The sequence below is a fragment of the Bradyrhizobium sp. Ec3.3 genome (assembly GCF_000472925.1).
In the GTDB taxonomy this organism is placed as follows: domain Bacteria; phylum Pseudomonadota; class Alphaproteobacteria; order Rhizobiales; family Xanthobacteraceae; genus Bradyrhizobium.
On the sequence record NZ_AXAS01000043.1, the window covers coordinates 44746 to 59162 of the forward strand.

Genomic DNA, 14417 nt, shown 5'->3' on the forward strand with positions numbered 1-14417 from the left:
CGCGAGAGCGTCGACCGAATGCGCGGGGCACGATCCCCCATGGATAAAGAGCAGGCGCGGTCGGCGGGTGGAGGTGGGCGAAGGCTGCGGCCCGCGCTTCAGCTTCAGCAGCCCGACATCAAGGGAAGCAACCATGAGCATGTTCAGAACAATCTGGGGCGCTCTTGTCGTGTTGTGTACCACCACGACAATGGCGAGCATTCCTGCCTCCGCCCAGCAGGGACAAAAGCCCAACATCCTCTTCATCATGGGCGACGACATCGGATGGATGCAGCCGAGCATCTATCACCGCGGGTTGATGGTTGGCGAGACGCCGAACATCGATCGCATCGGTAACGAAGGTGCGATGTTCGTGGACTACGTCGCCATGCAGAGCTGCACCTCCGGTCGCAACGCGTTCTTCACCGGCATGTATCCGCTGCGCACCGGCATGATCCCGCCGCAGCTCCCGGGGAGCCCGTCCTACCTGCGGCCCGGCACGCCTGCGCTCGCCCAGTTCCTGCTCGATCTCGGCTACAACACGGGCGAGTTCGGCAAGAACCATCTCGGCGACCACACCGAGGCCCTGCCGACCGCGCACGGCTTCCAGGAATACTGGGGCTATCTGTACCACCTCGATGCGATGCAGCAGGTCAGTTTCCCTGACATCAACAAGACTCCGCTCCAACAGACGGTTGCGCCGCCGTGCAAGAACACGCCGATTCCCGGCGTGCCGGAAGTGCCCGGCGCAGTCGATCCCAAGACCACGCTGTGTCTGACGCCCCCGCGCAACGTCCTCTGGTGCAAATCTCCGGACGGCACGGCCAAGAGCCAGATGTGCAGCGATGAGGGCCCGTTGACGCTCGACCGCTCGAGGACGGTGGACGAGGAGATCTCGGAGAAGGTCGTCGACTTCCTCGACCGCAACGATCCGAAGAAGACCAATAAGCCCTTCTTCGTCTGGTACAACCCGGCGCGCATGCACGTCGTCACCGTACTGCCGCCGAAGTACGAGGCCATGGTGGGCGAGCGCGGCGGTAAGGACTGGGGCGTCAACGAAGCCGGCATGAAGCAGATGGACGACAACATCGGTGTCGTGCTCAAGAAACTGGACGACATGGGCCAGGCCGACAATACCATCGTTGTGTTCACCACCGACAACGGCGCCGAGGCGATCTCCTTCCCGGACGGCGGCGTGACACCGTTCAAGGGCCAGAAGGGCGAAGCCTGGGAAGGCGGCTACCGCGCACCGATGGTGATCAAGTGGCCAGGCGTCATCAAGCCGGGCACGGTGAAGAACCAGCTCTTCGCGGCGCTCGACTGGGTGCCCACCTTGGTCAATATTGCCGGTGGACCCAAGGGCGACGAGTTGAAGCAGCAGATCGAGGCAGGGAAGTACCCCGGCATCGTCAAGACGACCCTCGACGGCTTCGACCAGCGCGACTACCTCGAAGGCAAGTCGGACAAGTCGGCTCGAGACCACTTCTTCTATTTCTCGGGCGCGACGCCGTCCGCGGTGCGCTACAAGAACTGGAAGATGTACTACACCATGTCGCAGCCCGGGCCGGCCGGCTGGATCATGCCGCTCATCCCGTTCCACTTCACGCTCGTCCAGAACATCAAGCGCGATCCGTTCGAGCAGGCGGTCGGCATCGACCAGAAGACGGCGATGAGCTTGGGCGGTGCGCTCGGCTCCCCGGCGACCGCCTTCCAGTACGATTGGAACATGCTGCCAATCGGTCAGCGGCTGTGGCTGGCGCACCTGACGAGTTACGAGAAGTTCCCGCCGCTACAGGCGCCGGAGAGCTACAACCTCAGTCAGGTGCTGGACGAGGTCAAGAAGGCCAATGCCAGTGGAGCGAGCGACTAGCTGCGCAAAGCGCCATGATGTGATCGGGCGCGCCCCGACCGAGCCCGATCACGACCACTGAAGTGATGAAGCTTTCCAGAGTGATGCGAGCTCTATTGGATCAGGAATCCAATAGAGCTCGCAGAACTGTGGGCCGGCTGCGAGCCGGGTTTGGAGGATTGATCATGTGCAATCCGAAAAACACATTCCTCAGGTTGCTCGCGGTTCTTGTAGCTGCAACCTCAATCCTTGCACCGGCATCTGCACAGCAGCCGCAGAAACCTAATATCCTCGTCATCATGGCCGACGACATCGGGTACTGGAACATCAGCGCCTATAACCGGGGACAGATGGGCTATCGCACGCCCAACATCGATCGTATCGCCAACGAGGGCGCGATCTTCACCGACTATTATGGTCAGCAATCCTGCACTGCCGGGCGCGCCGCATTCATTACCGGACAAAGCCCGCTGCGCACGGGACTTTTAAAGGTTGGCCTGCCCGGGGCGAAAGAGGGATTGTCCGACAAGGATCCGACGATTGCCGAATTGCTCAAGCCACAGGGCTATGCGACGGGACAATTCGGCAAGAACCATCTTGGCGATCGCAACGAATTCCTGCCGACCGTACATGGCTTCGATGAGTTTTTCGGCAACCTCTATCATCTCAATGCCGAGGATGAACCGGAGCACGCAGACTATCCGAAGAACCCGGCGTTCAGGGCGCAGTTCGGTCCGCGCGGCGTCCTAAAATGCATTGCAACGACCACCGACACGCCGGGTGACGATCCACGCTTTGGTCCCTGGGGCAAACAAAAATGCGAAGATACCGGGCCGCTCACCAAGAAGCGCATGGAAACAGTCGACGAGGAGTTCATCAAGGCCTCCACTGATTTCATCGAACGCGCCAACCGCGACGGAAAGCCGTTCTTCGTCTGGTTCAATCCGACCCGGATGCACATCTGGACCCGGCTAAAGCCGGAGTCACAAGGCAAGACCGGCTTTGGCCTCTATCCGGACGGCATGGTCGAGCATGACGGGCAGGTCGGACAGCTATTGAAGAAGCTCGACGACCTCGGCATCGCCAACAACACGATCGTGATCTACACCACCGATAACGGCGCCGAAACATTCTCCTGGCCCGACGGCGGCGCAACCCCCTTCCGGGGCGAGAAGAACACCAATTGGGAAGGCGGCTATCGTGTGCCTGCGATGGTGCGATGGCCTGGACTGGTCCCTCCCCGTAGCGAGATCAACGATATCTTCTCTGCCGAGGATTGGGCGACCACGCTGGTCGCCGCGGCCGGCGAACCCGATATCAAAAACAAGCTGTTGCAGGGCTATGACGCGGCGGGCAGAAATTTCAAGGTTCACCTCGATGGATACGACCAGCGCGATCTGCTCGCAGGCAAGGGGGCGGACAAGCGCCGCGAGTTCTTCTACTGGACCGACGACGGCAACTTGGCCGGCTTGCGCTACGATCAGTGGAAGGCGGTGTTTTTGGAGCAGCGTGCCCACGGTCTCGATGTCTGGGCGGAGCCTCTGCAGCAGCTGAGGTTACCCAGATTGCTTAACTTGCGATCCGATCCTTTCGAGCGGTCGCAGCACGAATCGGGCGACTACGTGCGATGGTTCATTGAACACGCCTTCCTGCTTGTGCCGGCGCAGGCGATCGTTGCGCAACATATCGCAAGCTTCCGCGAATTCCCCCCGCGCCAGCGGCCCGGCAGCTTCTCGGTCGAGCAGGCGATGGAAAAGCTGAGGCTCCCCCCATCGACGAATTAGGAGGTGACTTTGCTCTCTCTCCTGCACTATCGCACGAACGGTCGCCTTCTGGTTTCGATCTTGACGATGTTGCCCGCCTTATCCGGACCGCTCCCGACGGAGCCGGCATCGGCGCAGACAAACCCGTCCGGGAGCCCATTGCCTGGAAATACAGTCAAGGACATGCTGGCAGCACAGATCCGGACTCAAGGCGTTGCGTGCGAACAACCCAAGCGCGCGATACGAGACGCGAAGCGATCAAGGCCGGACTACGAGGTTTGGGTTTTGCAATGCAGCAACGCCACGTACAGGATCAGTCGCTACCCCGACATGGCAGCGAAGGTGGAGCAACTGAGATAGCGCTCCCCGCATGGCGCCGGGGCCGCGCTCGCAAACCGTATGCGGATTATGACCAATGTCTAGTTTGGGACGGCTACGGCTGGGTGAACGGCTGCTATCAAGGCTATGGCTACGGGTGGTGAGAAAAGGGATCGCTTGGCACGCGTCATATTCACCTCGGCACCGCGGAACATGGAGCCTTCTGACCGGAATGCTCTGAATTGCCGAATTTGCATAGCCCGCACCGAATCCTTTGATCAATCTACCCTTCTAAAGGGTCGGCGAGGTCTAGCGAGTAGGGCCAGTGGCGCGCAAGAAGGGACGAACCGGCAACCGCGACGAGCCGTCAGAGCGCGCCGCCCCATCGAGGCCAGCCGCGGACGCTCGGAACGAAGCTGTCAGCGCCCAACCCCATCGCTCTCGGACATCGAAGCTGCGGATTGCAGTGTTTGCGTCAATTGCAGCGATCGCGATAGGTAGCCTGGGCGTCTTCCTCCTCGGCGAGGAAAGAGCCGGCTTGCCCGAGACGCTACATCGCACGAGTGCGGCCACTGCTCCCGCCTTCGTCGGCAGCGAAGCCTGCGGCGAATGTCACAAGACTGAAGCAGCGTTGTGGGCCGGGTCCCAGCACCGGCACGCCATGCAGCACGCCAGTGCCGCCTCCGTGCTCGGTGACTTCAACGATGCGAGCTTTGATTACTACGGCGTCCATTCCCGCTTCTTCAAAACAGGGAACAAATTTTTCGTCGAGACCGACGGCGCCGACGGCAAGCTTGCGACCTTCGAGGCGAAATATACCTTCGGAATCGCCCCCCTCCAGCAATATCTGGTCGAATTTCCGGATGGCCGCATACAGGCACTTTCAATCGCCTGGGACAACCGGCCGAAGGACCAGGGCGGCCAACGCTGGTTTCATCTCTATCCAAATGAAGCGATCAAACACGACGACGTGTTGCATTGGACCAAGCTCAATCAAAACTGGAATTTCATGTGCGCCGAGTGCCATTCGACGGGCGTGCAAAAGAACTACGACGTGGCCAACGACCGGTTCCACACCAACTGGGCGGAGATCAGTGTCGGCTGCGAGGCATGCCACGGCAAGGGCTCACGACACGTCAACTGGGCATACAGTCAGCGGAGCTGGTGGCCATTCGGACGGGATAAAGACCCTCTGAAGGGCCTTGCCGTGTTTCTCGACGAGCGGGACGGCGTGATTTGGAACCGCGATCCCAAGACCGGCAATCCGCAACGCAACGTCTCCCCTGCTGCGATACGCCGGGAAGTCGAGACCTGCGGCTTGTGTCATGCGCGACGGGCACAGTTTTCCGAGGACTGGATACCAGGGCGGCCATTGTCCGACACGCACCAGGTCTCCAATCTGGCCCGCGGTCTCTATCACGCCGATGGGCAGATGCTCGACGAAGTCTACAACTACGGCTCGTTCAAGCAGAGCAAGATGTTTGCAGCTGGCGTCACCTGCAGCGATTGCCACGATCCGCACGCCGCCAAATTGCGCGCGTCCGACGATGGCGTGTGCTTGCAGTGCCACGCTTCAGACAGCTATGAGGTTGCATCCCATACCCACCACAGTGACGTGACACCAAAAGTCACCTGTGCGTCCTGCCATATGCCGGTCAGCACCTATATGGTGGTTGACAAGCGGCATGATCACAGCCTTCGAATTCCCAGGCCGGATCTTTCCGTGAAACTTGGCACGCCGAACGCCTGCAACAATTGTCACGTCGACAAATCCGCACAATGGGCGACCGATGCAGTCGAGCGCTGGCATGGGCCGGGTCGAAAAGGTTTCCAGAATTACGCTGAGGCCTTCCAGGCTTCTTGGACTGATCGTAGCGACGCGGCCGCTCTGCTGGCGTTCGTTGCAGCTAGCCCCACAATGCCGGCGATCGCGCGAGCAAGCGCTTTGAGCGAACTTCGATCCCGGGTCTCGCCCGCTACTATCGAGCTTGCCCGCAAGGGCTTGGCCGATCCTGATCCGATGGTTCGGATTGGTGCCCTCGAGATGCTCGACGGCCTTCCAGGCGACCGGCTCTGGCCCCTGGTCTCACCCCTGCTCTCCGATTCAAGCCGTGGCGTTCGTATCAGGGCAGTGTCGGTGCTGGCTGCGGTGCCCGCTGCCAACCAGCCCGTCTCCGATCGTGCGGCTTACGAGACGGCAACAGCCGAGTTCATCGCCGCGCAACGTTTCAACGCTGATCGACCTGAAGCTCGCTCAGCGCTCGGAAACTTCTTCGTCAGTCGCGGACTCACCACCGACGCAGAGAGCGAATACAAGAGCGCACTGCGCCTTAGCGCGCAATATGCGCCTGCCGCGATCAATCTCGCAGATTTGTACCGACGACTTGGCCGTGAGGGTGACGGAGCGAGCGTGCTGAGGACAGCCATCGTATCGTCCCCCCGGGACGCAGGACTGCACCATGCGCTCGGGCTCACCCTGACGCGACAGAAGTTGCCGGATGATGCACTCGGCGAATTCCGCCACGCGACCGAGCTGGAACCTGATCGGGCACGCTACGCCTATGTTTACGCCGTGGCGCTGCATTCATCGGGCCGCATCGATGAGTCGATGAAGGTTCTGAAGGAGAACCTGGCCCGGCATCCCGAAGATCGCGATACCCTGTTGGCGCTGGCAACCTTCAGCCGCGACTCCGGAGATCTAGGTACCGCACTCGACTATCTCGAGCGCCTCTCCCATCTCGCGCCAAACGACCGCAACCTGGCTCGTCTAACCGACGAACTCCGCGCACGTTTGAAACAATAGCCATTGATACGTGACTATTGGCTGAATGCACTGCTGATGCCGTGCCAGTCTGGTCCTTTAGGGCTATCATCGTGGGAGGCGGCATCGTGAGTGGCGCTTCTGTTCGCCTAGGCGGGCAGCAGAACTAGGCCAGCACCACCTAGGCGGTGGCGCGCCCACCAGAATGATCCACCATTGTCGCCCACTGATTTCGTCGGCAGTACGCTTGGCAGCTGCCTTGCTCAGCCCTCATTCAACAACACTTCGCACCATGGCCTCTCGACCTTTACGACGGTCGAGCGACGCTGTGGGAAAATGGCAGGGTTGTGCGCGGCAACTGTGACACCCGAGACACAGTCTCGAACAAACAGCAGGAGGCCGGGACGCTTGCCGATTCGGCATAGACGTAGCCCCCTGGTACCGGACTATGTTGACGTCGTGGGCATATTTTGGGGGATTTGGGAGAATTAAGGCCAGGAATTAGGGGACTGACACATGTGGGATCTTGGATCGAGGTCAGCACTGCGTCTTTTGTGCATTGGATCGTTTGCCGCTCTATTCGCGCTTCCAGTTCGAAGCGCTCTCGCCGACGAAGGTGGCGTCAGCTTTTGGGTGCCCGGCCTCTATGGCAGCCTCGCAGCTGTGCCCCAGCAGGCGCCGGGGTGGTCGGCGACCACCATTTATTGGCATGACTCGGTTTCTGCCAGCGGCGACGTGGCGCGCGCCCGGGAGATCACCCTCGGCAATATTCCCGCGAATGTCACAGCCACCGCGAACGCCAACGTCCACGCCAATCTGGATATTGGCTTTTTGATCGCGAACTACGCCTTCGAAACGCCGGTGTTCGGCGGGCAGGCCTCCGCCGGCTTTCTTGCGGCCTACGGCGCCAACAGCACGTCGCTGGCTGGAACCCTCACGGGAACGGTGACGGGCCCCGGCGGCGGCACATTTCCTTTCTCGCGCTCCGACAGCATCAACAGCTCGATCATGGGATTTGGCGATGTGTACCCGCAGTTCGCGCTGCGCTGGAATGCCGGCGTTAACAACTACATGACCTACATCACCGGGGACATCCCGGTCGGGATGTACGACTCTGCCCGTCTTGCCAACATAGGGATCGGGCATTGGGCGCTCGACGCCGGCGGCGGCTACACTTATTTTGACCCAAAGACCGGGCACGAATTTTCGGCGGTGCTCGGCTTCACGTACAACTTCGTCAACCCGTCGACTCAATATCAGAGCGGTGTCGACATGCACCTCGACTGGGGCGCGTCGCAATTCCTGACCAAGCAGTGGCAGGTCGGCCTGGTAGGTTATCTCTATCAGGAGATCGGCTGCGACAGCGGCTCCGGTGATCGCGTCGGCTGCTTCCGGTCGCGGGTGCAGGGCATCGGACCGCAGGTTGGTTACATCTTTCCGCTCGCAGACAAGCTGCAGGGCTACCTCAACCTGAAGGCCTACGGCGAATTCGCCAATGCCAGTCGGCCCGCGGGCTGGAACCTCTGGCTGACGTTCAATATTTCGCCTGCAGCGGCAACGCCGCCAACGACGCCCCCAAGGCCAATGTTCACGAAATAGAAGCCGCCGGTGCCTCCAGCGCATCGACCACCTCAATCCTTTTGGCGGCGCCAGTTTTTGATCTGGAACCTGCTCCGCGCTGCACACGCCGACTTTGACCGAACGTGGATAGCGCGCGGCTCTCATCTACTCCCGGGACGCTGAGGTTTGCGCACGCAAATTGCCAGTACCCGCTACCAACAGCGCGCATAGTTCAGTTTCATCGAAAACATTAGATAGGCGATTGCGGAGCACAACAAACTCGCGAACAGCCGGTCGATTCGGAGTTTTCACGGCCGGTGGCCGACGAGTGATCCGAGGGATCGCAGACAAGCGACAGGGATGAGACCGCCATACTCCCGCTCTTAATGGGGTGATGATCGACAGGGTGGAAACGCCGCAGCGCGCCTCGGAGGCAGCAACAAGAGCCTCGATCAATCTCAACCCGTTGATCTTGGCCCGCGACAGACTCGACAACGAACGAGCGCGCGGCACGTTTGAGGGAGACGATATGCGGCGAACACCGGCTTGGTTCGGCTTGTTGGTTTGCGCCGGATTGCTGGCCACCATCGCGGATGCAGCTGACCCAACCGGGCGTCTGGTCTTTCTGTCGACCCAACTGCGGCCGATAGGCGAGGCGCAGAAGATGCGCAACCTGGTCCTCAAGGAGTTCTCCCCTGAGGTCGACTACATCACCGATCTGCCGCAGCGACTTCTGACGCGCATAGAGACGGAACGACAGGTCGGTATGCATAACATAGATGTCGTGGGAGCGCTCCATGGAGAGTTGCAGCCGCTCGCGACCCTCGGCGCGTTGGTCCCGCTCGATGACCTCGCTGGCAAGCTGGCTGGCCGCGGCATCCCCAATCGACTGTTGGCACTTGGCAAATTTGGCTCCCCACACCAGCTCTATATACCCTGGATGCAGGCTGGCTACATCATGGTCGCCAACAAACAGGCGCTACCCTATTTGCCGAGTGGAGCGGACATCAATGCCCTCACCTACGATCAACTCGGGACGTGGGCCATAACGCTCCAGCAGAAGACGGGCAAGCGCCTGCTCGGTTTTCCAGCAGGCCCGCATGGGTTGATGCATCGCTTTTTCGAGGGCTTCCTTTACCCGTCGTATACTGGCGGGGTGGTGGTTCCGTTCCGCTCGGAGGCGGCGGAAGCGATGTGGACGCAGTTCGCGTCGTTATGGAGGAGTGTCAACCCGAACTCGACCGGCTACAATTTTATGGATCAGCCCTTGCTTTCCGGCGACGTCTGGATCGGCTTCGATCACATCGCCCGCGTGCTCGGGGCGCTGCGTCAGAAACCGAACGAATTTGTCGCCTTCCCCGCGCCCGCCGGACCCAAGGGGCGCGGCTACATGCCGCTTCTGGTCGGCCTGGCGGTGGTGAAGGGCGCGCCCGACATCGCTGAATCGATGGCGCTGATCGACTATCTGACCCAACCTGCAACGCAGATCACCTTGGCTCGTACCGTCGGCTTCTTCCCGGTGGTGAGTGCGAAGTTGCCGCCGGATCTTGATCTCGGCCTGAAGATGGGCGCCGGTGCAATTGCAGAGATGCAGTCGGCGAAGGATGCGCTGCCGGCGCTGCCGCCGGTCGGCTTCGGCGAGCGCGACGCCGAGTTCGACAGCGTGTTCATGGAGACGTTCCAGCTGATCGTCTTGCGGGGGCAGAAGACGCGCCCAGTACTCGATCGCGAGGCAGAGACGCTGAAGCGCCTGATGAGCGAGACCGGTGCGTCATGCTGGCAACCCGATCCTGCCAGTACTGGCCCATGCCTGGTCCAATAACATGGGGCCCGGTCCCTCGCTGCCGGCGGGGCAGCGGCGGCCAACGGATGTCATTTACGCAACGGCTTCGACCAACTCATAGACGCGGGTTTCCGCCTTCATCCCCTTGGCGGTTACCGAACCGATGGCGTTGAATCGAAAGCGATGCTCGACGCGGTTGTGCACAGCCTCACTGACAAGGATCCTCGTCCCATACGCCTTGTTGAGTCCTTCGAGACGAGCAGCAAGATTCACGCTGTTACCCAGAACCGTATAGTTCATACGTTCCGTCGAACCGACATTTCCCACCACGGCATCGCCGACATGGATGCCAATGCGAGCGACGAACGGTGGCAGCCCCTCGGCTTCAAACTGAGCATTCAGCACGTCGCTCGCCGCCTTTGCCGAAAGGGCGGCCCGACAGGCCCGCTCGACATGATCGGCCTGCAAATGGGGAGCGTTCCAAAACACCATCACCGAGTCTCCGATGAACTTGTCCACGGTTCCGCCCTCGGCAAGAAGCGCTTCCGTCAGCGCCGCGAAATGGCGCGAGGTCTGGCGCATCAGACTGTCAGGGTCGGCGGCTTCGGAAATGCCGGTAAAATTCGTCACGTCGGTAAACAGGATGGAGACCTCCCTCCTCGTTCCCCCAAGCTCGGTGGAGATCGAGCCATCGACGATTCCTCTCACGATGTCCTTCGGGACAAAGCGTGCGAACGACCAGATGCTGCGCTGGGCAACCGCCATCGTCCTGCCGAGTTCGTTGACCTCCGCGATATTCGATGTGACCGGAGCATCGCCCGGCGCCGCTAAAGCCTGGAGTCCCCTCGCTTGGGTAGTTATCCGTTTCAGCGAGGTCGACATCCGGCTGCCAAAGACCCAGGCCGCGGGCACAAAGCAGCTGCCGACGATCAGGGCAATGACTAGCCCCCTGAACTGCAATTTCCTGACGTTCTGTGAGAAATCATCTTCAGCCGCAAACAACATGGAATAGCCGCTGTATTGCTCTCCTTGAGAAAATTTTTGCACGCGAAAAAGGTAGTCTCGTCCATCTTCGCCGCGCACGCTCCCCTCAAAGCGATCGCGGCCGTCCCACCTTTGCATGACGGCGCCGACCAGCCCGGTCCGGATTTCCCAAATCTCGGGGAGCTGCGGACGCGAGGGATGAGCCCTGGCTTCATCCACGAGCCGCTTGAAGTCGGGGTGAGCGATGAGTACGCCGAACGAATCGAAGATGACGGCTGTTCCGTGCTCCCCCGGGCGTTGCGCGTTGACCAGCTCGCTGAACTTATCAAGCTTGAGGTCAGCGGCGATGACGCCGCGGACATGCCCGTGCAGAGGTGCACTCAGGGTGATCATCGGCGTGCCGATGCTGAATGAAGCATATGGCGGCGAAACGAGAGCCCTTCCTGCATGCAACGTATCGCGGTACCAGACTCGTTTTCTTGGGTCATAATTGTAGTCCGGCAGATCGACCTGGTCAGTCTTGTTGCCTTCGGCGTCTTCGAATATCCGCCGCATCGGCAATGCTCCGCCGGCAGTCGGGTGGACCAAATTGACGTTGTAAACGGCACCGGGTGGGGCACCCAGCTTTTGGCGCTCCGCCGGCTCGAGGACATCGAGGCGCCGGACCTGAAGCCAACAACCGTTTTCGTACCCGATATAGAAGCTATCCACCTGCTGCAGTTTCTGGAGCGCAGCTTTGAAGAGGACGATTGCGCTATCCTCCTCGTTCCTGTCGTCGGAGTCTGCGAGAGACGGATTCGATGACAGCACTTCAACGACGGAGCTCAGTCCGGAAACCTCAGCCTCGAGCCGACTAAGGGTGTTCGCACTGGCAGCATCCATGGCGGTAGAGGCCGCTGCTCTCGCGACCGCATGAAAAGTCTGGAGCTGGACAAGAATAAGACATGCCGTCAGGGTTGCAATGAAGGCGATCACAGCCGCCGTTATCGCGATCCTGAACGTAAGCATCTCGATTTATCCCCTTGCTTCTTGACTGGAGACCAGAGCTTCGAGGGGGACATTCCTTGATCTAGATCAAGATGAACCAACGCGATGCAGCTGTTTCTGCGTGCCCGAGGATCACTGCCTGTCTGCTGCGGAGCAATGTGTCCGGTATGGGCTCGTAGCTGACCTTTGCCGAGACCGCCGCAATGTGTACTTCCGGGAGATGAGCGGACCAAAGGTCGAGCAGCTGCCGAGGTCCGCTTGTGCCCCTTAACCGACTGCCGGTCCAACCACCAACCGAGAACACTTGCGTTGGCGTGTCAGCCTTTATCAGCCAATCGTGGCTCGGCTCACTGTGCCTGCTTCAAATAGGCTTCGACCTGACGTGTCGTGTTGCGCAAGGATGAGCGTGCTGACCAGCGGCCTCCGAGATCGCACCTGCAACAAAGTTTCGGCGCTCTATATCGACTGTCATCCCGCTCTCCGCGATTGAATGCCCCCCGGCCTCGAAATCTCGCCAGCACTTGCCTGCTCGATCGACATTTCAACTTCCTCGGGCGGTTTGATGTGACGGAACGACAGGAGCAGTGTGATGTCGTAGGCGATCTTGAGAGCGCCGCAGATAACGAGCGGAAGCCCCGAAAATGCCGTACCGAGCATCGCGCCGGCCAGGCTCGGACTGACTGCGGAGGCGAGACTGCGCGGGACGGCAGTCACGCTGGCCGCCGCCGGGCGTTCCTCAGGCGTGACCACTGCCATCACGTAGGAGGTTCGTGTCGGCACATCCATCTGCGAGAGCGCTGCTCGGATCGAAAGCAGGACCAGTACGACCGTCAGATTCGGAAAGAGAGCGGCCGCGATCAGGCAGATGCTTGAGGGGATGTGTGTGAAGACCATTGTGTTGATCAGTCCGAACCGCTGCGACAGCCTTGCGGCGAGCGGATAAGAAAAGGCCGAAAGCGTGTTGGACCAGAAGAAGAAGAGGCTTGCGCTTGAAAGCGAAAGGTCGAAGCGCTCGAATAGCCACAAAGCAACAAGCGACTGGACGGCAAATCCGCCGGCAAATGCATCAACGCTGAAGAGTGCTGCAAGCCGATAGACAATTCGCCGCGAGGGACCAAGGACCGAAGCCTTCGGTCGTGCATCAATCGCGGGTGATGTTTGCGGCAGCAGTCGATAGAGGACTGCGCCAATGAGACCAAGGGCGGTATAGACGAAGAACATGGACTTCAGGGCGGTGAGCCTTGGCATGTCAAACGAGACAAGAAAGTCGGGCACAGTGGCTATCAAGGCGCCCGCCGCGGTCGACAGCCCTCCAATCAGACTATAGCGGGCAAAGACCTGCGTACGCTTCTGGTCGCTCGCATCGCTTGCCAGCAGCGCATGCTCGAGCGGCACGAAGATGCCAATATCTCCTGGCGAGGGATTGATGGTGCCGACAAAGGCCAGAACCAGAATGATCGGAAACGCCTCTGCGAACGGAAACGCCAGACCGGTCAGCATCATCGTGAGCGCGCTCAGCAGTAGGAGCGTCCGCAAGTCGCGATGACCTCCCAGCCAACCGACGCCCAGCGTGAGGACCGCGGTCCCCAGCAGGGCGCCGGTGGCAACCACGCCGATCTGGAAAGGGGAGTAACCAAGCTCGACGAGGTACGCCGGCAAAATGATCGTGGCAAAGCCGTCACCAAGCCCGCGCGCGGCGCGTGCTCCAAACAGGAGCGCGATTGCCGGCCGGGCCTTTAGCCGCGGTTCCGCGTTCTGGCTTGTGTCTGGCGGAACATTCATCCGCGCCGCGCCTCCAACACGCCGGTTGTTGGCAGCCACGCAGTCGTACGCTCGCAGCGAGAGAGCGGGACAAACCCCTCCGGGGAAACGGCGGAACACAAAAAGGCTGTGGGAATGAGCTTAAGGGCAGGCATGCAGCGTCCTTCTCGGAAAACCGGACGCGATTCATGGGCATGTCGCCTCGTGGGGAGATCGCTTCCCCATGGGTGGAAGTAAGGCGCGCCCCACATGTTTGTCAAGGCGCCCTACGCTTCTCGCCGAAGCCTCGTTCAATTGCCGGCAGCTACGGTGTAGTCCGCGAAGTGCATGTGGCTGTCGGCCTTCGACCAAAGTCCGATCCGGCCGGAGAGCGGTTGCGACAGCGTGTGCTCCAAATAGAGCTTGCCATCGAGATAACCTTCTACCTTCGTGCCGTTCACGCGGACCTTGAGGTCGTGCCACTGCCGTGTCGCGGTCGGGGTGAAGAGCGCTTGCCGTTCTCGAACTTCCACAGCACGATGTTGTTCTCCAGACAGTTCGCCCGGACTGTCAGGTAGTCCCCGTTGGGCTTGAGGTTGCCGAGACGTTCAACGAAGCCCGCACGAGTTTCCAAGTAGCGTGGCAGGAGCTGGCCGCCTCGCGCACGGAGGCAGACTTTGAGACGTGGCGTCG

At 60.6% G+C, this 14417-nt stretch carries 8 protein-coding genes; 5 read left to right on the forward strand and 3 right to left on the reverse strand.

Features of this window, described 5'->3' with window-relative positions:
• Nucleotides 1–190: 190 nt before the first annotated feature.
• From YUU_RS0131730 to YUU_RS0131755, 5 genes are all read left to right on the forward strand, one after another.
• On the forward strand, nucleotides 191–1849 hold the full coding sequence (locus YUU_RS0131730; RefSeq protein WP_035663905.1) for an arylsulfatase: 1659 nt from the start codon (nucleotides 191–193) through the stop codon (nucleotides 1847–1849).
• Between the two features lie 164 nt (nucleotides 1850–2013).
• Complete coding sequence (locus YUU_RS52415) at nucleotides 2014–3612, forward strand: arylsulfatase (protein WP_051389995.1); 1599 nt, start codon at nucleotides 2014–2016, stop codon at nucleotides 3610–3612.
• Between the two features lie 622 nt (nucleotides 3613–4234).
• Nucleotides 4235–6712, forward strand: a complete 2478-nt coding sequence (locus tag YUU_RS52420) for a multiheme c-type cytochrome (RefSeq protein WP_371260525.1) — start codon at nucleotides 4235–4237, stop codon at nucleotides 6710–6712.
• A gap of 474 nt (nucleotides 6713–7186) precedes the next feature.
• Nucleotides 7187–8269 (forward strand): transporter, encoded by a 1083-nt coding sequence (locus YUU_RS0131750; protein WP_084801641.1) that lies wholly within the window; start codon nucleotides 7187–7189, stop codon nucleotides 8267–8269.
• A 490-nt stretch (nucleotides 8270–8759) separates the two neighbouring features.
• Complete coding sequence (locus YUU_RS0131755; RefSeq protein WP_035663940.1) at nucleotides 8760–10052, forward strand: ABC transporter substrate-binding protein; 1293 nt, start codon at nucleotides 8760–8762, stop codon at nucleotides 10050–10052.
• A 54-nt stretch (nucleotides 10053–10106) separates the two neighbouring features.
• Here YUU_RS0131755 and YUU_RS0131760 read toward each other — a convergent pair whose 3' ends face one another.
• From YUU_RS0131760 to YUU_RS0131770, 3 genes are all read right to left on the reverse strand, one after another.
• Entirely contained in the window at nucleotides 10107–12005 is a 1899-nt protein-coding gene (locus tag YUU_RS0131760) for an adenylate/guanylate cyclase domain-containing protein (RefSeq protein WP_027525974.1), read from the reverse strand.
• A gap of 447 nt (nucleotides 12006–12452) precedes the next feature.
• Complete coding sequence (locus tag YUU_RS52425; RefSeq protein WP_084801644.1) at nucleotides 12453–13766, reverse strand: MFS transporter; 1314 nt, start codon at nucleotides 13764–13766, stop codon at nucleotides 12453–12455.
• A gap of 269 nt (nucleotides 13767–14035) precedes the next feature.
• Nucleotides 14036–14257: a hypothetical protein gene (locus tag YUU_RS0131770; protein WP_027525975.1), complete on the reverse strand. Its 222-nt coding sequence runs from the start codon at nucleotides 14255–14257 to the stop codon at nucleotides 14036–14038.
• Nucleotides 14258–14417 lie beyond the last annotated feature (160 nt).

What these genes read in the sequence shown, in the direction of transcription:
- YUU_RS52415 (WP_051389995.1), top strand. Translation starts at nt 2,014, where the DNA reads ATGTGCAATCCGAAAAACACATTCCTCAGGTTGCTCGCGGTTCTTGTA.
- YUU_RS52425 (WP_084801644.1), bottom strand. Translation starts at nt 13,766, where the DNA reads ATGAATGTTCCGCCAGACACAAGCCAGAACGCGGAACCGCGGCTAAAG.
- YUU_RS0131760 (WP_027525974.1), bottom strand. Translation starts at nt 12,005, where the DNA reads ATGCTTACGTTCAGGATCGCGATAACGGCGGCTGTGATCGCCTTCATT.
- YUU_RS0131755 (WP_035663940.1), top strand. Translation starts at nt 8,760, where the DNA reads ATGCGGCGAACACCGGCTTGGTTCGGCTTGTTGGTTTGCGCCGGATTG.
- YUU_RS0131750 (WP_084801641.1), top strand. Translation starts at nt 7,187, where the DNA reads ATGTGGGATCTTGGATCGAGGTCAGCACTGCGTCTTTTGTGCATTGGA.
- YUU_RS0131730 (WP_035663905.1), top strand. Translation starts at nt 191, where the DNA reads ATGGCGAGCATTCCTGCCTCCGCCCAGCAGGGACAAAAGCCCAACATC.